Raw genomic sequence first — 22534 nt, 5'->3', positions numbered from 1 at the left:
GTTTGAAAAAAATTGTAGATGGGCAATTCTTTTTGGGTCTGTTAGTATTAATTTTATTGACACTGTGTTGAAGATGCAAACAAAAGAAAAGGAGTTTGAAATGGAACAAAAAAGAGAAGATGTTAAAAAAGGAATCTTATTATTTGTTTTAATATCGGGTTGTTTTTTATCAGTATTGAATCAAACGTTGTTAAATGTTGCCTTAAGTAATTTAATGGATGTATTTGCTGTTTCAGCCACAACCGTTCAATGGCTGTCAACAGGATTTATGCTTGTAAACGGTGTATTAATTCCGATAACAGCCTTTTTAATGAAACGCTATACGACAAGGCAATTATTTATCAGCTCCATGCTGTTTTTATTAATTGGAACCATTATTTGTGCGATTGCACCAAATTTTAGCCTATTATTAATCGGAAGAATGATTCAAGCAGCAGGTGCAGGAATTATCATTCCTCTGATGATGAGCGTTATTTTATTTATATTTCCAGTTGAAAAAAGAGGCAGCGCCATGGGCTTGATTGGGTTTGCCATGATCTTTGCCCCTGCCATTGCCCCTACCTTGGCAGGTTATATTATTGAATATGGATCATGGCGATGGCTATTTATTGGTTTAGTGCCTTTTGTGCTGATTGTTATTTTATTTGCATTGAAATATTTAGTGAATATATCCGAAACAGCCAAAACAAAACTAGATATAGTAAGTGTTTTTCTTTCAACAATTGGTTTTGGCTTTATCTTATATGGTTTCAGTAACACAGGTAATAAAGGGTGGGAGTCGCCTGTTGTTATTTTTTCGTTAATCATTGGATTAGTGTTTACAATTTTATTTTGTGTTCGACAAATACGCTCAAATGAACCCTTATTGGATTTATCTGTATTCAAGAACAAGATATTTACATTAACTTCATTAATTAATGTTTTAGTAACGATGATGATGTATGCCGATTTGATCTTATTACCGATTTACCTTCAAAGCGGACGGGGTTTTACGGCATTTGAAGCCGGTCTATTATTATTGCCAGGCTCTATCCTCAATGCCATATTGTCTCCAATCACTGGCAAGTTATATGACAAATTAGGAGCAAAACCTTTATTTATCACGGGGCTTTTATTTATCATCCCTTCGATGTGGGCTGTAACGGACTTAACTGGTTCGACATCTTATATGTATTTAATGATTCGTACCATCTTTTTACGAATTGGTCTAAGTTTTATTACGATGCCGCTCAATACTGCTGGTTTGAACGCATTGCCGAAGCAATTAGGTACACATGGCTCTGCAGTGAATAATACGGTCCGTCAAATTGCAGGAGCAATCGGGACTGCTGTAGTGATTACCATTTATACCGCACAAGCAACCAATCACGCGGCAGAAATAATGGGGGAAAATGCAGCTGCTACCCCACAGCAAATAGCAATACTATCTTCGATTCAAGGTTCAAGTGATGCCTATTACTTTATGATGATATTAGCTGTTGCTGCACTCGTTTTAACATTATTTATGCCAGGGAAAAGTGCTGCTGGTAAAAAAGAAACTGCATCATCATCTAAAATGGCCGAGGAAAGTTAGACTGAACATAATTGGTATTTGCTAATAAAAAATGACTATCAAAACATATCCTTTGATAGTCATTTTTTCGTAGGTATTTTATTTGCGATAGGTGACGGTAACCATCCATTAAAAAGGTTTTTTTATTGAGCCTTTAATTTTTCCATTTCAATTATTTTTTTCAGGTATCCATATTCCTTCGGGTCGAGAATGTCTATTTCCTGGTTTGTCGCAAGGAGAATCTGGTCACGGCACTTTGAAATTCGTTGAAGCATTGGGTAAATAGTCAAACTTGATAGATTCACAAAGTCGTATAAATCGTTTAAGGATACCGGCAATTTATAGCCTTTATTGCTGCTGGCGATTAACAACCCGCTATCGCGCAGCTTCGAAACAATGTTTGAACGGAAATAATGCTGATTCATTTTCACATCTCGAATGGCATTCAAATTATCAAGAATTTCTTGAGTATAGACGTATTCATCGGGATTTTCCTTCAAATTGAATAAAAGGAACTTTAAAAAATCGATTCGGAGCCTTTCGTCCTCTTCCTCACTTTTGCGATGTTTTTCGATATATTGATAGGAGGAATTGACGGCTTGTTTGATGATTACCTCGTTGTATCGGGAGTCGGCGGGGTCTGTTTTGTAATCATAAAGAAAATGTCGGTAATCCAAAGGCAGTAGATTAAGAGCGGCAATTTTATGTTTAATCATTTTTAACAATGAATGGGAATGGACGGAATAAGAAGTACGGTCGTAGCTATTGCCCAAAGTCTCCGCAATTAAGCCGGCCAATTGAAGCAGGATATCAGACTGGCTGTTATTGAACCCAAACGAAGAATAATTGAATAAATCCGGAATACTCCTTGCTATGATGTACCTTTTAAATTCCTGCAAGAATTTCTTCCCTTCAGATTCATCCGTTACAAGATCAAGCTGATCAAAGGTTCTGTTCAAGTCCTCATAAACCATCCGATTAACATATTTAATAAAAGGTGTTTGATGCATGATGCCGCTGTCTTCTCTTACCTTCCGCTTATCAATGACGTACGCATATATGCTAAAGGGCAAATCCTTAATATCCTGCAAAAGCTTGGATCTTTGGGCATCATCCATAGGCGCTGCTTCTGACGGAAAATAATTCTGAAGCTGCTGTTCTAAGTTTTCTTTTTCAGATTCTTTAACGAGTATGGAAACGATGATAAAGTGGGTCGAATGGTCGTGGTTGTTAAAATCAAATCCATAATTTCCAAATTCATCGATAAAAGCTAATTGTAAATCGGTCAATTTTTCCCACCTCACCATAAAAAGAAATTTACCTATTTATTTCAACAAAATTCTGGGAATTCCTTTAATTTCAATGGTATAAAAAATAAAGCGGAATCACCCGCTTTATTTTGCAAACAGTATTCTAATTTCGTTTTCCGCTTCCACCATGCGTCCGTAACGGTACCCTTCAATCAACAAGTGCCGTTCGTGGTCATCCAAAGAACGTCGCCACTTAGATTCAAGATACAAGATGACTTCGTTGTACAGGATGTACGGATACTCCATTGGTTCATTCATTGATTTTCACCTCATCCTAAAAATAAAACCTTCTCATTTTATTTTTGACAAGGGCTTTGACTTATATAAGTCTATATTTCTAATATATTTATAAGGTAGGAAAGGAGTGATTGTTTGTATCCAAGAGATCCTTTTTTTAAAAATAAACCTTACCTAACAACCCGCAGTTTACAACCCGATAATCAAGAAACACCGATCCATTTTCTTGAAAACGGTGAAACCCCAACCGGATTAACCTATCGAAGAAATCACTTTCCATTTCCTACTCTTTCCACCAAATCGTACTATCTAACCATCACAGGCTCAGTGAAAACTCCCATTACCATTCAATACAACCAAATCACTACAATGCCTTCCCGAACAGTGACCGCTGTGGTTGAGTGTTCTGGGAACAAACGAGCCCACTTCAGACCAAAAGTGTTTGGAGAGCAATGGAAGGATGGGGCGATTAGCCAAGGGACATGGAAAGGGGTACCCCTCTTTCATCTGCTTCAGATTGCCGGAGTTCAGGATAGTGTCCATGAAGTGGTCTTTGAGGGTAATGATTCTGGGATCAAGAAAGGTCAACATGTTCCTTTCGTAAGAAGCCTTCCGCTAAAAAAAGCCATGGAACATGATGTCATCGTTGCCTGGGAACATAATCACAAACAGATTAGCCCGAAACATGGATTTCCGTTTCGATTAATCGTTCCCGGCTGGTACGGAATGGCGTCAGTAAAGTGGCTAAAAACCATTCGTGTAGTGGACCATCCTTTTTCCGGGCCCTTCCAGACAGATGATTATGTCTATTATCCTCATAAAAACAATAATGAAGAGGCCGTCCCTGTGACAGTGAGCCATGTGAATTCGATTATTCAACAGCCGCTTGACCGGCAAATCTTGCAGCTTGGCCAGCATGAAATAAAGGGTCTCGCTTGGACTGGCGAAGGTGTGGTTATATCCGTTGAGGTTAGTGTGGATGATGGTGAAACATGGAAGACGGCCACTCTCCATGGCCAGCCCCGGCAATTTCAATGGATAAAGTGGTCATATTCTATTGTATTTGAAAAAAATCGCGAATACTCCATCAAGGTCCGAGCATATGATTCAAACGGCCATTTGCAGCCCGATACCGCTTTCTGGAACCAGAAGGGCTATGGGTACAATGCGGTGTCACAAATTAAAATAAAGGTAGAATAATGATACATGGGGACGGTTCTTCTGCTTCAGAAGCGGAAGAACCGTCCCCGCGTTTCACAAACTTTCAATAAAGCTTTTAAGCACATGCACTGATATTACGCAATCGTTTAGGGAGGACCATTCTTTTGGATTGTGGCTGATTCCGTCTTTGCTTCTTACAAAAATCATGCCGACTGGAATCTCCTCTCCTACAATCATCGAATCATGTCCGGCACCGCTTGGTAATCTCATTGGCTCAATTTGATTTTCTAGAAATGCTTTTTCCAGCTTCGTTTGAATGTTTTCATCAATCGGTACAGGCTTAACAGAGGTATTCACCTTAATCGATACCTCAATCCCTCGTTTTTCAGCAATGGATTTTGCTTTTTCAATAACAAGTGATACGAGTTCATCACGGGTATTCTCGTAAATGTCACGAATATCAGCAAACAAGGAGACCTCTCCTGGGATGACGTTTACCCCATTTGGATGAACAGAAAGCTTCCCAACCGTTGCAACGGCAGTAGAGCTTACTTTTTCAGGGAATGTCTCTACCGCAACCACGAATTCACCTGCAGCAACTAGCGCATCCTTCCGGTCATCCATCGGTGTATTTCCGGCGTGACCTGCCTTTCCTGAAAAAATAATTTCCAGCCAGCATGGCCCCGCTATTCCGCTGACAATGCCGACAGGGAGCCCTGCCTTTTCAAGCCGCTTTCCCTGTTCAATATGTACCTCAATAAATAATCCAATGTCCTTCTTGTGGCTGGAAGCCTTTTTCAATTCGTCGAGACTAGTCCCATATTTTTCAAGGACTTCTTCAAATGAATCCCCATTAAAATCTGTCAATTGAAGCTGTTTTTCGATATCAAGCGTTCCCATCAAACTCATGCTTCCTGTTAAGCTGCCATTAAACCGTGCTCCCTCTTCATCCGAAAAAATAACCACTTCAAATGGACGTTGCGGGCGATGCCCCGTTTCTTTCCACGCCTCGACTACCTCAAGGGCGGCCAATACGCCAAGCGGGCCGTCAAAATTCCCTCCATTTGGGACACTATCGACATGGGAACCTGAAGCAACTGCTGGCATAGAATCGGCTAATCCCGATAACCTTCCGAACACATTGCCTGCTCCGTCCTCCCAAACCTTTAAACCGGCGTCTTTCATCCATACTTTCACTTGTTCTTTTGCTTGCTTTTCCTCTGCCGAAAAGCCAGGGCGATTGACGCCACCTTCAGCAGTGGCACCAATTTCCGAAAGCATGGCCAATCTTTGCCCTAATCGTTCCCCATTTACACCCGAGTGATTAAGTGCGGAATCATAGTCTTTTAATAGTTTTGATATAAGGTTTTCTTTTGACATACATACCCTCCTATGTCTATTTCTTATTGTTCCCCACGATTTTCCTAGGATTTCCTTTACTTTGTTAAGCGTTGGAAGAGGTGTCATAGCACCCTTTTAAAAGCAGCTAATCCTCTGGAGGAACTTCCAAATGTCCCAATCACAATATCCATTTCATATAGAACTCTCTTAAATTTTACCAAAATTTATGTAGATATGTTAAACAACAAAAAAAGACCTAGACGGACGATTGGAAGGACAAATACCTCCTGAAGGCTATTTCGAGTCTAGCCTGGAATCAGTAACACCCTAAAATATGTATTCTTTAAAACAAGGCAAAACTCCTATCCTTTTCCAATCAAAATATAGTTCGATAGAAACACTCTATTACTTTATTTAGAACAAAAGATTTAATTTTACAAATTTACCAACTTTTACCTAAACTTCCAGATATTTTTAGTTTATTATCTTATTAGAGTCCCGAAACATTTATTATACATAAAGGATAAATCCGGGATTACATAATTATTAGGGGGAAGTGTTGATGAGAAAATTTTCAAGGCTAGTCATTCCAACGGCAATGGCTCTTACAATGGCGGTGTCTTCTACAGCCCTTGCTGAGCCGCAATCAAATCCAAACGGACCTTATGTAGAAAACGAGCAAAACATCTCACTATCGAGCTACATGTCCAATGAAGAATTAGCCAAAACGCTTCAAAAACTCGAAGCCTCTTCAAAAGGAAAAATGAAGCTGGAGATTGCGGGATATTCAAACTGGACTCTTGATGGTTACAAAACCGAAGAAGAAAAGGGCGATCCATTATATGTTGTGAAGTTTGGTGACGCGGACCAAAATAAGAAACGAATCCTTATCACTACACAAATCCACGGCAACGAGCAAATCGGCACCGAAGCAGCCATTGATATCATCCAAAAACTATCAAGCGGAGGCAAGGAAGTAGACGAAATACTAGATAAGGTATCAATCTGGATTATGCCGCGCATCAATCCAGAAGGTGCCGATAACACATTTGAAGGAAAATGGTATCCAACCCGCTATACACATCAAACATGGCTTCCGGAAAATATTCAATTACCGTCCGGTACAAAAGCACCATGGTACTACAATTCCGTGGGCAGTGAACGTGCACAGAATAATAATGGCACAGTGGTATACGGAATTCCTGGCTATGACCAAAATCGCGACTACAACCCAAATCTGGACTTTAGAATTGAAGACCAAGACAAAGCCAAGGTCGCTGAATTTTTAAACAACAGAACAACAAATAACAGCAATTTCGGTGGATTTTTCGTAACGGCTGAGGCTCGTACCGTTTCCTCTGTGTTTAAAGAATTTAAACCAGACGTATATGTAGACGTCCACCATCGTGGCTTTAACACGGTTTCCGATGAAGACAACCGCTCCGTTCCTGTACAAATTGCGGCAGTGGTTGCAGATCCATATACCGATCCTTTCACTGGAACACACTATGAAGTGGACAAAAACGTCCTTAAGCTTGGCAAGCAAGTAAACGCCCTTTCCTACTTGGCCTTGCAACGCGGCTTCTCCCATTATGGAGCGATTCAAAAATATCCGGATGTGAACTTGCCTGGTACGGCATTAGGGGCATTCGCGTTAAATGACACTGCGATTATGCTAATTGAAATCAAAGGTCAGAGCCAGACTCTTGGACAAAAACAGTCTGGTATGTTAAAGGAAACCGTTAAAGTGCCTTTATATGAAGTATTTAAAGGTCTTGCGGATGACTCGATTAAAAACATTGACCCGACGATTTATGACGCCGTTCCGGAAGCATCCAACCGGATTTCTGACCCAACAACTAGAGACGCTGACACAGGTTTTTAAGAAAAGTAAGCAAGAAAAGAGCAGTGATTCATATAATCGCTGCTCTTTTTTTTCTATCATAAGCTATGATTGCACAGATGTTTTTGTAAAAGGAAATTATTTTTCAGTCAGATACTTTTCCCAGCTTTTGCAACCATCATTGATTTATTACCCGTCATATTGGCAATAAACACTCCCAGTAACACTAATAACCCGCCGAAAATTTGTGACAGCAAAATGTGATTTCCCAATATAAAATGAGAAGCAAGAATGGCGACAAACGGCTGAATATTCATGAACATGGAAGCCGTTCCTGCTCCCACCTGTGCCACCCCGCTGTTCCACCAAAAGCCGGCCATTCCTTGGGCAAATATCGCTGCAAAAATTAGCAACGACCACATGAAGACAGAATGACTGATGGCAGTCCCGCTCACCATCCCTTCCACCCCTGCAGCAGGAATCATTAAGACACTCCCTAAAACGGTCGCATAAACCGTGACCACAAAAGAAGGCATGGTTTGGGATAAGCCTCGGATAAATAAAATACTGATCGACAAACAAATCATTGCTATAAAAATATTAAAATCTCCCCAAGAGATTCCTAATGATCCTCCGGCAACCCCAATAATTGAAAAAACACCAATCAAACTGATGATAGCCCCTAAAGATTTTTTAGCTGTTAATTTCACCTTAAAAATAATCCGTTCGAGGATAATTGTCGCAATCGGTGCCAGCGAAATGATTAATGACGCATTGGCCGGCGTAGTATGTTTCAAGCCGGTAAAATAAAACGTTTGGTTCAGCAGCGTCCCAAAAATTCCGACACCAACAAGATATCTCCATTCGGAGATTGTCGGGCGCTTAATTCCCTTATAAAAGAGCGCAACTATAATCAGAAAAAGCGATGTTATACAAATCCGGACAGTTGATAAGAAAACAGGGGAAAACCCTTGAAGCAAATAAGCACTGATTGGATAATTACAGCCCCAAAAGACAGAGACTAAAAACAAGCTGATAAAAGCTTTATTTTGGCCGACATTCATAAGGATGTACACGAACCTTTCCAATTACTATAATCATGTTATCCATTATAGCATGGTGTTTCGTGACACGAAACGTATTTTTATTGCTAGAATTCTATATTATTTACATAAAAAGGGGAATCTTACCATAAGTAAAATTCCCAACTGTATTAACATAGTTTTTCTGGATTTCTTTTTTAGCCTACAAATACGTCCAGCAATTAATTTGCCAGATTCACGATGCGCCCCTCCAAACTTGGACTGACGGTTTTATCTTCTTGGGCGCTTACATATTCAGTAAAGGTTTCCCAGTCCACATATCCCGGCTCGCTGACACGGCCTTCACTGTACGCTTTCGCGAAAACAGTAAAACCGTCTCCACCTTTTGCGGTGAAGGTGTTCGTGGCAACGACATAAGTTTTATTAGGGTCAACAAGAACATAATTAACGCCATCCTCTTTAACCTCGACTGATTTCACCCTCTGACCTGCCTGCTGACTGCTGTCATAGGTGAATTTCAAACCGGATACTTGCAGGAAGCCGCCAAATGCTTTCGGTACGTCCTTCACGCTAATTTCCAGAGCCTCTTTAATTTCCGCACCCGTTAATTTCATGATGCCAAGCGAGTTTCCAAACGGCATAATTTCGAATACATTCGCCAAGGTAATATTCCCCGCAGGCACCGTGGCCCGAATCCCGCCGCCATTTTGGAAAGCTATGACGGTATCAGGATTGATTGTTTTTGCTTTGGCCAGCATTCCATCCGTAATTAAGTTACCCAGATTGGTCTCAACTGTTCGAGCAGGCGGATTGCCGCCGATTAGATCAACGGTTGTTTTACCAATCACGGTCTTTTGCATTTCTACTACAGCTGGCTTGTATTTAGTTTCGAGTATCTGTGCCGCCTCCGGATCTTCTGGCACTTGACTAAGATCAACAAGCTTGCCTCCGGAGCTTATGATTTTTCCCTTTTTATCAAATTGAACATCCAGTGTCCCTAGGAATTTGCTGTATTCATTGGCCTGGACAATGACCGTTGGCTCCTTGCCGGCATCTACCACGACCGGTTGTTCCAGTTTAGTATGCGTATGCCCGCCGACGATGACGTCAATCCCATCAACTTCCTTAGCTAACGTCAGGTCGTTATCTCCGCCGCCATCATCATACCCGATATGTGTCAATGCAATAATTTTATTGACGCCTTTTTCTTTAAACGATTTGACTGCCTGTTTAGCTTCTTCTAGATAATTTTGAAATGCCACATCAGGGCCTGGGCTGGAGATGTCCGCGGTTTCGGCAGTCGTCAATCCAAAAATCCCGATTCTCTCCCCGTTTACCTTTTTAATAATACCTTTGTAAATTTCGCCATTTCGCTTGGGATTGTTTTTTATTTCATCGTTAAAATACGGGCTTATATTTCCATCCTTTTTAAAGTCAACGTTGGCGCTGACAAACGGGAATCCTGCCTCTTTCACAAAATTCGCCAAGGTGGCAGTTCCTTTGTCAAACTCATGGTTGCCGAATGTCATCGCGTCATAGCCCGCAAGATTCATAAACTCTAGATCCGCCAATCCCTCATACTTGTTAAAATAAAGTGTGCCGCTAAAAACATCCCCAGCATCCAATAAAAGTGAACTTGGATGTGCTTCCCGCACTTGTTTAATAGCGGTTATCCTTCTTGCAATATTGTCTAAATGTGCATGGGTATCATTGGTGTGCATGATAGTCAACGTATAGTTGCTTTTGTCTTTATTATGTAGTGTAGATTCATAGAAGGCATTTGCTTGTGCTTTTACTGACGGTGCAGGGGGTTCTTTAGGGGCTGCAAGTGCAGCAGTAGCGGTTGTCATCATGGCGGCGGCAGTTAATACAGAGAAAAACTTGCGGTAAAGCGTTTTTTGAACTTTCATCCAATTCCCTCTTTATACATATAAATTTTTTACCTTGGCGTATGAAATATTACACCACTTTTATTCTAGCAAATTTCCCAAGGAATTTCCTTCCTTTTCAGATAGGACTAAAATTAAATCTAAGAATGCGAGAACTTTTTAAATCCTCGCATTTCTTTTATTACTAACCTAAAGCAATTTTTTGGTTTATTCGTTGCAATATACTATCCACAAACTTCCTGCATCGCTCTAAGTCCTTCGCCTGCGGAATCACTTCAATTTTAAGAGTGGCCGCCAAGTTCGTCTGAACATAAAGCATATCCCTGAATTCATCAACTGCCCCGCAAAACCTTGGGTACCCGCTGTCGCCAGTCCCTGCCGCCCCCGTGATCATACCTCTGACCTCCAATGTTTCAAAAGCGCGGTACAGTTCCATCATTTCATATGGGATTTCCCCATTTCCCCACGTATAGGTTCCAATCACGATCGTATCAAACCTCGCTAAATCCCAAACCGGAAATTGGTCGACACGGAATAAGGCTGTATCGCTATTTATCTGTAAAAATAAACGCCACAGCAAATAGGCTAATTCCTCCGTATTCCCTGTTTTTGAAGCATATATGATGGCTATTTTCATAACTCATCGAACCCATTTGATTGGGTGACTTTGGAATAGGTCCGCGGCTTCTGCTCAAAGAAGTCAGATTTTGTTCCGTTCAGCATTTCATCACTATACACATGGATCCACGGCATCGGATTGGTCCTATCCTTGTATAAATTTTCAAGGCCAAGCTGACGCAGGCGCTTATTGGCAAGGTATTCCGTGTATTCTTCGTATTCGCCCAAATCAATCCCGTTAATATCCTTCAAAATGAATGAAGCCCACTCTTTTTCCAGCGCAACAGCTTGTCCAATCGTTCGATAGACATAGTCCATATTCTCTTGGGTAAACAGCTCCGAGTTTTCAGTTAATAGAATCCGAATAAACTGGGCCATGAAGTAGGCATGCTGCATTTCATCCCGCTGAATATAGCTGATCATCGTGCTCGTTTTCAGCATTTTCTGCTGTCTTGCCAAATGATAGAAAAAGGCAAAGCCCGCATAAAAATAGATTCCCTCGAGGTTAATTGAGTTTACACTTAATTCAAATAAATGTTGTGCTGTGGGCTTTTCACGAAATCGTTCATACGCATCTAAAATCAGCTGGTTCCTTTTTTGTACAATCGGGTCACTTTTCGCCTGATTAAACCGCTCATTCTGCTCTCTTAACGGAACTAGCGAGCTCAAAATATACGAATAGGATTCATTGTGGATTGCCTCTTGCTGGGCAATCACTGCAAAAATTGCTTTAAAGCTGGAATCGGTCACATAATCCATTACTTGTGTCATCGTTGGTGTTTGCAGACTGTCTAGTGATGCTAGCTGCGTATTGATCCGCAAAAACACATCTTTTTCAGTTTCACTAAGCAGATCCCACTGTTTAATGTCATCCTGCATATTGATCTCTTGCGCTTTCCAAAAATTAGATAACAAAGTTTGATATAAATCATACATCTGTGGATAAGCAATATCATTCCAATTCAGCAAACCCGACGACTGGCCATTGATGATGCCGGTTGACTTATTGGGAAACTCTGGATTCAAAAGTTTAATTTTTTTCAAAAGTTTCATCTCTATTTCCTCCTGTCAGCTATGACAAGCTTCGCATTCCTCGATTTCCGTTTGCGATGTGCTTCTAACGTAGTACGTCGTCTTCAACCCCTGCCTCCATGCTTCCATATGAAGGTTTAACAGTTCTTTCGCCTTGATATCATGTCGGACATAAAGGTTAAAGCTGATTGCTTGGTCAATATGGCGAGCGCGGGCAGCATTTTGTTGAATGCTCCAATGCTGATCGAGCTCGTGCCTCGCCCGGCGGTAATAGATATACGTTCGATGGTTCAAATCCGGTACTGTTACTTTAAACTTAAAGTTTTTCTTTTCCTCCGCGAATTCGACAGAGTAAATTGGGTCAATACCGTCGGTTGAGCCTCCAATTTTAGCTGTTGATGAATTCGGAGCGATGGCCATCAACCAGCCATTCCGGAGCCCGTGCTGAGCTACCTCCTTTTTTATCTCCAGCCACCGTTCAGAGCGGTAATTTTTACGCTCAAAATACTCTCCGGTCTGCCACTCCGAACCATGGAACTGACTGTAAGCTCCTTTTTCACGGGCCAATTCCATTGAGGAACGAATGGTATAGTAGGCAATCTCCTCATAAAGCTCGTCCGCAAATTCAACAGCCCGCTCCGATTCCCAGTGTATCCCCTTCAACGCTAAAAGATGATGCCATCCAAACGTACCGAGACCGATAGCCCGGAATTTTTGATTCGTCAGCTGCGCCTGTCCTACCGAAATGGTATTTAAATCAATGACATTATCCAGCATTCTGACCTGGATACGGACCAAACGCTCCATTACCTTAGCCGGGACTGCTTTTGCAAGATTAATAGACGATAGATTACATACCACGAAATCACCAGGTTTTCGAACAATTACTATATTTCCTTCTTGATCCTGGTATTCGTTAACAATTTTCGTCGCCGACATATTTTGCGTGATTTCCGTACAAAGGTTGCTGCAGAAAATCGAGGTGCGGCCCTTTCCTAATAGATGTTTATTGGGATTTTGCCGGTTGACCTCGTCCCGGTAAAACATATACGGCGTCCCCGTTTCCAATTGCACCATCATGATTCGCGCCATAATATCCATAGCCCTATACGTTTTTCGCGGCAATAACGGATGGTTAACAGCCTCTTCATATTTATCCTTAAAATATTTCCGATCAATTTCATCGTAAAAATCCTCTAGCCCTAGGGGATTTCCAGCGGCATCTTTCCAGCCCATCACCTGCTTCACTTGATGAGGACAAAAGGTATGCCACTCGCCGATGCTTCTGCCATTCCCATCGGTCTCCTGCAGTTTTTCCATAAAAAGATCCGGCACGCAGACACCTGTAAAAATATCATGTGCTTTCCGGCGTTCGTCCCCATTGTTCGTTTTCAAATCCAGGAACCCGTTCATTAGATCCTTGTGAAACAAATCCAAGTAAACAGCAATTGCCCCCTGGCGCTGGCCTAATTGATCAACACTGACAGCGGTATCGTTGACCAATTTAACCCATGGCACGACACCGGAGGAATTACCCTTGAACTTTTTAATGTCTGAGCCTAATGCCCTCACCTTTCCAAAGTAAATCCCAATCCCGCCGCCATCTTTGCTTAACCGAGCAATGTCCCAGTTATTTAAATAGATGCCATCAAGGGAATCGTCCACCGTATCAATGAAGCAGGAGGACAGCTGGCCAAAGCTTTTTCCGGCATTCGCCAAGGTTGGGGTAGCGACAGTCATATATAAATTACTCAATGCCCAGTAAGCTTCTTTTACCAGTTTTATCCTCACGCCCTTTTTCTCGTATTTCATGATTGTCATGGCAATGATCATGAAACGTTCCTGCGGTAGTTCGAAAATGTTTCGATTATGGTCCCGGGCTAGATAACGGTCTGCCAATAGGAATAACCCTATGTAATTAAATAACTCATCCCGCTCAGGATTAATCTCTTTCGCTAATTCCTCTATTTCCTCTTTCGTATATAGATTTAATAGGTCACTAGAATAAATCCCTATACTACTTAAATGTATAATTAAGCTGTGTAGATCCCCATATTTTAGTGAAGAATCATAGCCTCTATTCTCTGCTGCATGAATATAGAGTTCATACAAATATAAGCGGGCCGCAACAAAAGTCCAATCCGGCTGGTCCATTGCAATTTTGTTGACTGCATATAATAATCCCTGCTGATTTGCCTCCAATGCTGACCCATCCAGCTCCATGATTTGTTTTTGCAGCTCCATCGTATCCACTCCGTATTTATCGGATGCCTGCCTAATCGTCTCAAATACTTCCTTTATTTCTGTCTTAACCTGTGTGGTCATGTCACTTTCCTCCTAAAAAAATAAAAAATCCGCTCCGGCGAGAACCGAGCGGATGAAACGAGCACACAACAAAAGGGAATAACCGGGCCATGTCTTCCTTTTGTTGCCGTCGTTTCCTCTTCTCAATCCCCGAAGAAGTTGAAACATCTTAAGAAAGACAGGTCTCCTGACTTATGCATCACTCTACTCTAAGCCCTTCCCGTATAAGCACCTATTTTCATAAGCATTCTTATACAGTGGTTTGCTCATTTCGTCAGCATTTACAGTTGCGGGGGCAGTTCCGGCATCACACCGGATTCCCTATTAAGCCGTGTTCGGCATCTTCCCTTAAGGCTAACACAATATATAGTTTTCATTTTTACAAATCAAACAACATATAGAAAAACTAATATCAATATTAGTACATGCCCATTTTTTGGTCAAGTATTATTTTCCATCAACAACAACATTTGGTTCAACTGAAAAATTGATGCTCGGCCGCAATGTTTGCGAAATAAAGCAAGCTTTTTCAGCTCGAACTGCAATCTCTTGCAATTTTTCTGGAGAGATTCCAGAGTCACTACTAATATAAAAAACTGGGCGATGGATAATTTGTTTAAACTTCAATTTACCGTCCTCCCTGTCGACAACCCCCTCAGAAACAACCTCGAGTTTTTCTACCTCAATTTTTCGATTCCCCAGCATCGCCCCTAGTGTAATCATATAACAATTATTGGAAGAAGAAATAAGCAGCTCCTCTGGATTTGAACCGATTCCTGGACCCTCCATATCCGCCGGTGCCGAAACAGCGATATCAAGACCACCGTTTGTCTGAATATGCCCCTTCCCATTCCGATCTCCCTGCCAGCTGCCATTTACTTTAAAGTGAAAACTTTCCATTTTGCAAGTACCCCTTTATCATTTTTTATGAAACCATCCTTATTAACCTTTCAACAAAAATTCCGAAAACCCTGCAAAAAATGACAAAAAGGAATCTTACACTTTTCAATGTAAAATTCCTCCAATCTTCCCTTTAATGTGCATGGTGATTATGATGGCGGTGGAACATTTGATGATTAGAATCCACTGCCATGATCAAAACTCCTAAGCCCATCTCCACAATCCCAACAATCATAAAAATCGGCAATAAGCCGCTTCCTGTACCAATCCAATAGACTTGGGCCACAATAAACAGGACGAGTGCCAAGCCAAGCAGCAAGGTCGCTGCTCCTGCGAACCGATGAAGCTTAAATGCTGGAATTGCCGCCAATAAACTGCCTACTCCAATCACTGTCAACAAAACGATACCGGGAATGAGATAGTCCCTGAATGGAGTATTTTTCAAGAGCTCAACTGATAGCTTGAAACCATCTCCATCGGGCGCCACAATCAGCCCTAGTCCAACCGTAATTGCCGCAATCCCGACCAATGTCAACACTGTTCCGGCCATGTTGGATAAAACCTTCGTTTTGTCCATTTTCTCCATCTTCTTTCGTTTTGATTTGGAAAAATCGTATGGCGAATCAAAATGGAGTATTTTTCCTATCTTTATTTTACACTTATATTTGAAAAATCGTAATATTAGCAAGAAATACGTCGCAAAAAATTCTTATTTGAAACATAACCTTTTCCGCATTCTCATTTTTTTAATGACATTTTGTGTACCACCTCCTAATTTCACATTTTTCCATTATTCTATTACAAATTTGATTATAAAAAAAAACGCAAATATGCTGCGGCTACCCGCAAGATATTTGCGCTTTTTATTTCCTATTTCCCGTCCACAATTTCCTTTAATATCTCATACGACCGTTTTTGTTTTTCAACATCATAGATATAGGTAACAGCCATAAGTTCATCCACATTATATTTTTCCTGAAATGCTGACAACTGCTCCCGGACGGTCTCTTTACTTCCCAACATCGTCATTCTGGACATGGACATCACCATTTCCTTCTCCATTGGAGTCCAAATTTGTTCCATATTTTCAACCGGCGGCTGCAATGGCATGCGGGAACCGCGAACAACATTTAGGGAAAATTGCCGCATCGTAGTTGATAAGAAACTTGCTTCCTCGTCTGTTTCGGCAGCAACCACGTTTAAACAAACCATCATGTATGGCTGATCCAAATACTCAGACGGCTGGAACCGGCTGCGATAAATCGAAATCGCATCCTCCATGTATCTTGGCGCAAAGTGGGAGGCAAAAACATATGGAAGTCCCAGACTTGCCGCCAAGTAAGCAGAATCTGTCGAGGAACCAAGAATATAAATTGGGATATTCGTTCCTGCCCCAGGATATGCACGGACATAACCTTGCTGGTCTTCAGGTCCAAAATACGTTTGCAACGCTTTAACATCATCAGGAAACGTAAAGACAGAATCATTTTTCGAACGTCTTAGTGCATTTGCTGTCATCATGTCTGTTCCAGGCGCGCGGCCGAGACCAAGTTCAACCCGCCCCGGATAAATGGTTGCCATCGTTCCGAATTGTTCAGCAACTACCAAAGGGGAGTGGTTCGGGAGCATAATCCCGCCCGAGCCCACGCTAATTTCATTTGTATGTTCTAAGGTATGTTTTATTAAAATGGCCGTCGCAGAACTGACCAGCGTCGGGGTATTATGGTGTTCCGCAATCCAATAGCGTTTATATCCCATTTTTTCAACTGCCTGTGCTAAATCCACCATTGCTTCAATCGCTTGTTTCGAATCCTGTCCTTCTCGAATTGGGGCAAGGTTTAATACGGAAACTGGTATATGAATATTTGTCATTATTTATAAGTCCTTTCTTTAAACAGATACACTACTATAGTAACAATGACAGTTTAGGAACAAAAATTAAATGCTTATGTAAAAAGAAAAAGGTGTCATAACATACAGACACCCTTTATCTTCATATTAATCGTTATTATTCTTCTGCTGAATCGAAACATGTTTCGGTGGTTTAGGATAGTCTGGTTTTCCTGAATCATCAGGACCGGTTAGAGTATTTCTTTGATCTAATACCTTTCCTGAGTACTCAATTGGATTTTTATCTGCCATATCTTTTCACCTCTACTTTTTATAGGATTCAGGTAAGTTTAAACTTCTTTTCCCTTTTCGCCATATTTCATTCTTCTTTCCGCTTCGCTCATCCGGTTTTGCGGCGGCTTGGTTTTATTGAGTGCCTTCTTTAATTCCACCGTTGCATCAACGTTTGTGTTATATTTCTTATCCATGAAAATCACTCCTTTTCGTTCTTATTATGAACTGAATTGAATGCTTCATTCTTCCAGACTAACGCAAAAAAAGCCATCCATTATCACGGGATGGCTGTTAAGAATAGATAACTACGAATTAAAAGACAATCGTCTTATTTTGATGGACAATAACCCGGTCTTCTAAATGCCATTTGACTGCACGCGCTAAAACACTCCGCTCGATTGAACGGCCGATTTTCTTTAATGCCTCCACATTCGAACGGTGGTCAACCCGGGCAATATCCTGCTCGATAATTGGCCCCTCGTCCAAATCATTGGTCACATAATGGGAGGTGGCCCCGATTAATTTTACACCTCGGCTATATGCCCGTTCATACGGCCGCGCTCCAATAAAGGCTGGCAGGAACGAATGGTGGATGTTGATAATTTTATTCGGGTTAGCAGCCACAAAGTTTGGTGTCAAAATTTGCATATAGCGGGCCAGCACGATGACATCAATATCATGTTCTTTGAGGAGCTGCAGTTGCTTGGCTTCAACCTCCGCACGAATGTCTTTATTAGCAGGAATATAGTAGAACGGAATATTCAGTCCTTCGACCACATCCCTAGCCTCTTCATGATTACTGATGACAAGAGCGATGTCTGTCAACAAATCACCGCTTTGCCATTCCCATAAGAGTTCAAGCAAACAGTGCAATTCCTTTGACACAAAAATCGCCGTTCTTTTCACTTCAAAAACTGGTCTAAAGCTCCATTCCATTGAAAACTGCGCAGCTATCTCTACAAATTGCTGTTTCATATCCTTAGCTTTATCTTTTAAAGAGGGGCATTCAAATTCAATTCTGATGAAAAAACGCCCGCCCTCTGGATTAGTAGAATACTGATTTGACTCAATAATATTTGCATTGTAGGAAAATAAAAATTGCGAAATGGCGGCCACAATACCAGGTTGATCCGGACAACTGACTAATAGCCTGCCGCGATTTTGATTCTTCTCTTGAAATTGTTCTAGCTGATTTTTAAAAAACGAACTCATGATAGCTACCTCAACCCTCATTTTAATTATTGTGAATTATTATACAATTTAAAGTGAGGCTTTGTCACTTCTAAAATTACTAGAAAACAAAAAAGGCGGCCACCCCTAAGGTTCGGCCTCCCAATTTGTTCTTAAGCAGTCCCCAGCACTACGCCAAGGTTTTTTAAATATTGCCGATAGGCAATGCTCATACGGTCACACACAAGTGAAAGCTCCACCTGCAGATCAAGCGGCAGCTCCTCTGGCTTTTGATTTTCAACAATCGGCTTATCCTGTGCAAAAATCAAATTTTGGAACTGGACGATTTCTTCATCAGATAAACCTGGATCATAGTTAAAAGAAAGAATTCCATAGGCAATGGATTTGTTTTCATCGACCGGACGAATCGTTAATAGAATCGTCATTTCTTGATTCGTTTCCCTATCCTTTTTCGTAAAAAGTACGGTAAATGGCCGTAGAATTTCATATGTGTAATAAACATATTTAGGTATCCCCGATCCATCCGGATCCGGCTGGTAAATGGCAATCTCATCTGAATAGATGCGATCTTCTTCCCAATGCACCTGGTAATCACCGATTTCCCGGTGGCTAGTATCTCCTAAGTATCCTTCATGGACAACTGCCAAATGGCCAACATCTAAAAAGTTTTCAATAATCCGCGGTGGCTTTGCTGCTACCTCCTGAGGTCCCCAGATAACATTGCGGTATTCTACTGCCTCCGCTTGCGGGTAGGAAAAAAGCTCCGGAGTGTTATCGGCAAGATTGATCCAAATGAATCCGTACTTCTCGATACAAGCATATTTAATAGCCTTGGCTTTCTTAGGAATAGCACGACCTTCCGGCAATTGTGGAATAGAAACACATTCTCCGCTCGTATTATATTCCCACGCATGGTAAGGGCACACCAGACAGTCATTTTTCACTTCGCCAAGTGAAAGGGCTGCACCCCTGTGGATGCAAAGGTCCTTAAATGCATGAACGCCTTCACTTGTCCGAAATACGGCAATCCGTTCGCCCATTAATATAACTTGAATCGGCTTCTCCCCTACATCGCTTGAGCGGCAAGCGACCAGCCAATCTTCCTGCAATACCTTATCAGTTACCAAAATTGTATTCCTCCTGTCTTTCAACTCACCTTTATTCTATATACAGCGAGCTCAAAGGTCAATAAAAACACGAATAAAATTTTATTTTTTTAAAATAACGTTCGTCTTTTTTGTGTACATTTTGTGAATACTCCTATATAATCTAGTTGAATATACCTTTGAATACGAACGAGGGGGATTTATCCTTGGAAAAACAGAATAATATTATTGTAGGTGTAGATGAGAAAATAAGTTTTGGCAAAGCCCTTATTTTAGGCATGCAACACGTCTTGGCGATGGATTTATATATAGCGCCAATCATTATCGCAGGATTACTTTCACTAAGTACGGAAAACACATCCTTCTTTATCCAAATGTGTTTCCTGGCAACTGGAATAGCGACCATCGTCCAAACAGGCTTCGGGATTAAGCTTCCTGTCGTCCAAGGTCCTTCTTATGTTCCGATCGGCGCCATTGCCGCGATTGGCGGAAAGCTTGGCTTAGGGGCCATTGCCGGAAGTTTGATTCCCGGTGCCATTCTTATTTCCCTTCTCGGTTATCCACTAAAATGGTTTGCCAAAGCCGTGAAAAAATTTATTCCGCCGCTTGTAGGGGGAACGGTAATCATCATTGTTGGGATTTCGTTAATGCCAGTGGGAATGAACAGCATCTATCATGCCGAAGGAAAAATTGGCACGAACATTTTAATTGCAGCGATTTCTGCAGGGGTACTAGTCATTTGCATGCTATTGGGTCGTAAAATGCACGGATTTGGAACCTTTTTCCGTCTCGTCTCTGTTTTACTAGCAATCGCTATTGGTACAATTGCTGCCGCTATTTTTGGGCAGGTAGATTTTTCACCTGTAAAGGAAGCAGCATGGTTCTCACTCCCATCCTTTTTCCCGTTTGGAAAGCCGGTCTTTGATCTTAGCGCTATTATTACTGTTGCTTTTGTTTATTTCATTATTCTAATTGAAACAACAGGAACTTGGTTTGTAGTATCCACTGTTACCGGACAGGAATTGGATGAAAGACGCCTTAACCGTGCTTCCTTTGGTGAAGGTCTTGGTTGTTTTATCGGAGCCTTGTTTGGCAGCACACCGATGACAGGTTATTCTTCTAACGCAGGCTTATTGGCGATTACTGGTGTAGCAAGCAGAATGGCGATCATGACGGGCGGCGGAATCCTAATCTGCCTTGGTCTAGTTCCAAAGCTTTCAACAGTAATTACTTGTATCCCTGAAGCAGTTATCAATGGAATTTTCGGAATTGTCTGCGTGGCAATTGTGACAAATGGCATGAAGGTGATTCAGCCAATTATCATCAACGATCGAAATATGATGATTATCGGGATCCCTATCCTTTTAACCATTGCAGTAACAATCTTGCCTAAAGAGGCATTAGCGGGTGCACCTGACTGGGTTAACTATATCCTTTCTTCTAGCATGACAGTTGGGGCGTTAGCGACACTTCTTTTGAACCTTTTGATTCCTGAAGAAAAGACAGAAAAGAGCAAAACGACTGAGGTTGTAGCATAAAAAAAACGGGTGGCGCGCCACCCGTTTTTTTACGTCCTTTTCAGCTGTCTGCCTTTTAATTGCGGCTTCCTTTCTACATACCATTGGAAAAACCAGATTGCTGTTGTCATCCAAAACCCGCTCGCAAAATAGCCGCCAATAATATCACTTGGATAATGAACACCCAAATAGATACGGCTGATGCCAATCATCAAAATCATAATGGTACTAAAAATAATCAACAGTATGCGGCCTGTTCTGGTAGCAATATGTCTCCAAAGCAGGAAGGCAAGTATTCCATATACAGAAAATGCATTCATCGCATGCCCGCTCGGAAAACTATAACCACCGATTTCTATCAAGCGATGGAATTCGGGCCGTGCCCGGTGAAAGATTGATTTTAATATGGAATTGATAATCGGGGTTCCCGCAATCACGGCAATGAATAATATCAGTTCTAGCCGATGGTGCAGCACCTTATAGAGAAAGAAGATAATAAGGAGGCTGAGAATCACCACTATTTTTGTCGACCCGATGAAGGTGAAAAATTTCATGATGGCTGTTAACGCAGGTGACTCAAGACCTTGAACCGAACTTATTAAAGTGCTATCAAATTGGACAATCTTATGAGCCTCGATAAGCGTAGCCATCAGAGCAAAGGCTGCAAGGGAGATGACACTTAGGATGAATGCACGTGTTAGCTGAAACTTCAAGTTCATTACTGGTAACCTCACAGATAAAATTTCCTTTATTTTACCCTATTTCTGTTTATATCATAAAGCTTCGGGTAAAATAGGCAACTTGTTTGTTACTTCTAATACCGTTTTATACCCGCTCCGGACTAAACACAAAAAGTGCCCCAAAAGGGACACTTCTTTTCTTCTTTATTCCTCAGCCACTTTCACCAGCTGTTTACCAATGTTGTCACCGCGGAAAAGTCCTAGGAAGGCATCTACAGTGTTATCAAAGCCTTCGACAATCGTTTCACGGTATTTGATTTTTCCTTCCCTTACCCACTGGGTTAGCTGTGTTAAGCCTTCCTTGTTGTGCTGGGCATAGTCAGAAACAATGAAGCCCTTCATCAAGGAACTGGTTGTCAACAACTGACCAGCCACTCTTGGACCGATAGGCAGCTTATCCGCATTATATTGAGAGATTTGTCCGCAAATGGCGGTCCTTGACTGGAAGTTAATTAAGGACATCACCGCATCGCTTACAGTACCCCCAACATTGTCGAAATAAACATCGACACCGTTAGGGCAGGCTTCCTTCAATGCTTTGCGAAGGTTGTCTGCTGTTTTATAGTTAATCGCAGCATCAAAACCTAGTTCCTCGGTTAAATACGCACATTTATCGTCTCCGCCTG

The 22534-nt window shown here is 41.5% G+C and carries 21 protein-coding genes and 1 riboswitch; of the genes, 4 read left to right on the top strand and 17 right to left on the bottom strand.

Annotated elements, in window-relative coordinates:
- The first annotated feature begins 55 nt into the window (after window positions 1-55).
- The gene (locus tag KHB02_RS01895) at window positions 56-1573 is read left to right on the top strand and encodes a DHA2 family efflux MFS transporter permease subunit (protein ID WP_476739046.1); all 1518 of its coding nucleotides are present in this window, start codon (window positions 56-58) and stop codon (window positions 1571-1573) included.
- A gap of 122 nt (window positions 1574-1695) precedes the next feature.
- Here the strand turns inward: KHB02_RS01895 and KHB02_RS01890 are convergent, their stop codons facing one another.
- Both KHB02_RS01890 and KHB02_RS01885 read right to left on the bottom strand, forming a co-directional pair.
- Window positions 1696-2841 (bottom strand): DUF3800 domain-containing protein, encoded by a 1146-nt coding sequence (locus KHB02_RS01890; RefSeq protein WP_213145382.1) that lies wholly within the window; start codon window positions 2839-2841, stop codon window positions 1696-1698.
- A 105-nt stretch (window positions 2842-2946) separates the two neighbouring features.
- Window positions 2947-3108, bottom strand: coding sequence for a hypothetical protein (locus tag KHB02_RS01885; protein ID WP_241113667.1), 162 nt, complete (start codon window positions 3106-3108; stop codon window positions 2947-2949).
- Window positions 3109-3234: 126 nt separating this feature from the next.
- On the opposite strand from KHB02_RS01885, the gene KHB02_RS01880 reads away from it, so the two are divergent.
- Window positions 3235-4299: a sulfite oxidase gene (locus tag KHB02_RS01880; RefSeq protein ID WP_213145380.1), complete on the top strand. Its 1065-nt coding sequence runs from the start codon at window positions 3235-3237 to the stop codon at window positions 4297-4299.
- Window positions 4300-4353: 54 nt separating this feature from the next.
- On the opposite strand, the gene KHB02_RS01875 is transcribed toward KHB02_RS01880, so the two are convergent.
- Window positions 4354-5640, bottom strand: a complete 1287-nt coding sequence (locus KHB02_RS01875; RefSeq protein WP_213145379.1) for a M20 family metallo-hydrolase — start codon at window positions 5638-5640, stop codon at window positions 4354-4356.
- 523 nt (window positions 5641-6163) lie between these two features.
- Here KHB02_RS01875 and KHB02_RS01870 point away from each other — a divergent pair.
- Entirely contained in the window at window positions 6164-7486 is a 1323-nt protein-coding gene (locus tag KHB02_RS01870; protein ID WP_213145378.1) for a M14 family zinc carboxypeptidase, read from the top strand.
- A gap of 107 nt (window positions 7487-7593) precedes the next feature.
- On the opposite strand, the gene KHB02_RS01865 is transcribed toward KHB02_RS01870, so the two are convergent.
- The 12 genes from KHB02_RS01865 to KHB02_RS01810 form a co-directional block, all read right to left on the bottom strand.
- The gene (locus tag KHB02_RS01865) at window positions 7594-8520 is read right to left on the bottom strand and encodes a DMT family transporter (RefSeq protein WP_241113666.1); all 927 of its coding nucleotides are present in this window, start codon (window positions 8518-8520) and stop codon (window positions 7594-7596) included.
- Between the two features lie 188 nt (window positions 8521-8708).
- Window positions 8709-10397 (bottom strand): bifunctional metallophosphatase/5'-nucleotidase, encoded by a 1689-nt coding sequence (locus tag KHB02_RS01860; protein WP_213145376.1) that lies wholly within the window; start codon window positions 10395-10397, stop codon window positions 8709-8711.
- 163 nt (window positions 10398-10560) lie between these two features.
- Window positions 10561-11013: a flavodoxin domain-containing protein gene (locus KHB02_RS01855; RefSeq protein ID WP_213145375.1), complete on the bottom strand. Its 453-nt coding sequence runs from the start codon at window positions 11011-11013 to the stop codon at window positions 10561-10563.
- Window positions 11010-12047, bottom strand: coding sequence for a ribonucleotide-diphosphate reductase subunit beta (locus tag KHB02_RS01850; RefSeq protein WP_213145374.1), 1038 nt, complete (start codon window positions 12045-12047; stop codon window positions 11010-11012). The genes KHB02_RS01855 and KHB02_RS01850 overlap by 4 nt, the downstream gene beginning before the upstream one ends.
- Before the next feature lie 15 nt (window positions 12048-12062).
- Window positions 12063-14351, bottom strand: a complete 2289-nt coding sequence (locus KHB02_RS01845) for a ribonucleoside-diphosphate reductase subunit alpha (RefSeq protein WP_213145373.1) — start codon at window positions 14349-14351, stop codon at window positions 12063-12065.
- A 140-nt stretch (window positions 14352-14491) separates the two neighbouring features.
- Window positions 14492-14691: riboswitch (cobalamin riboswitch) on the bottom strand.
- An 86-nt stretch (window positions 14692-14777) separates the two neighbouring features.
- Complete coding sequence (locus KHB02_RS01840) at window positions 14778-15230, bottom strand: OsmC family protein (protein WP_213145372.1); 453 nt, start codon at window positions 15228-15230, stop codon at window positions 14778-14780.
- Window positions 15231-15363: 133 nt separating this feature from the next.
- The gene (locus tag KHB02_RS01835; RefSeq protein ID WP_213145371.1) at window positions 15364-15807 is read right to left on the bottom strand and encodes a hypothetical protein; all 444 of its coding nucleotides are present in this window, start codon (window positions 15805-15807) and stop codon (window positions 15364-15366) included.
- A gap of 293 nt (window positions 15808-16100) precedes the next feature.
- Window positions 16101-17102, bottom strand: a complete 1002-nt coding sequence (locus tag KHB02_RS01830; protein WP_213145370.1) for an LLM class flavin-dependent oxidoreductase — start codon at window positions 17100-17102, stop codon at window positions 16101-16103.
- 126 nt (window positions 17103-17228) lie between these two features.
- Entirely contained in the window at window positions 17229-17372 is a 144-nt protein-coding gene (locus KHB02_RS01825) for a hypothetical protein (protein WP_213145369.1), read from the bottom strand.
- A 38-nt stretch (window positions 17373-17410) separates the two neighbouring features.
- The gene (locus KHB02_RS01820; RefSeq protein WP_213145368.1) at window positions 17411-17548 is read right to left on the bottom strand and encodes a hypothetical protein; all 138 of its coding nucleotides are present in this window, start codon (window positions 17546-17548) and stop codon (window positions 17411-17413) included.
- Between the two features lie 118 nt (window positions 17549-17666).
- Complete coding sequence (purU, locus tag KHB02_RS01815) at window positions 17667-18566, bottom strand: formyltetrahydrofolate deformylase (protein WP_213145367.1); 900 nt, start codon at window positions 18564-18566, stop codon at window positions 17667-17669.
- Between the two features lie 131 nt (window positions 18567-18697).
- Window positions 18698-19675: a Rieske 2Fe-2S domain-containing protein gene (locus KHB02_RS01810; protein WP_213146026.1), complete on the bottom strand. Its 978-nt coding sequence runs from the start codon at window positions 19673-19675 to the stop codon at window positions 18698-18700.
- Window positions 19676-19857: 182 nt separating this feature from the next.
- On the opposite strand from KHB02_RS01810, the gene KHB02_RS01805 reads away from it, so the two are divergent.
- A complete protein-coding gene (locus KHB02_RS01805) occupies window positions 19858-21189 on the top strand; it encodes a solute carrier family 23 protein (protein WP_213145366.1) in 1332 nt (443 codons plus the stop codon).
- 29 nt (window positions 21190-21218) lie between these two features.
- Here the strand turns inward: KHB02_RS01805 and KHB02_RS01800 are convergent, their stop codons facing one another.
- Window positions 21219-21887: a phosphatase PAP2 family protein gene (locus KHB02_RS01800; protein WP_213145365.1), complete on the bottom strand. Its 669-nt coding sequence runs from the start codon at window positions 21885-21887 to the stop codon at window positions 21219-21221.
- 165 nt (window positions 21888-22052) lie between these two features.
- The coding region (locus KHB02_RS01795) for an MDR family NADP-dependent oxidoreductase (RefSeq protein ID WP_241113665.1) at window positions 22053-22534 on the bottom strand (482 nt) is incomplete at its 5' end.

The sequence above is a fragment of the Neobacillus citreus genome (genome assembly GCF_018343545.2).
Lineage (GTDB): Bacteria > Bacillota > Bacilli > Bacillales > Cytobacillaceae > Neobacillus > Neobacillus citreus.
The sequence above is the reverse complement of the archived record's forward strand: the minus strand, read 5'-3'. Positions and strand labels throughout refer to the sequence as shown.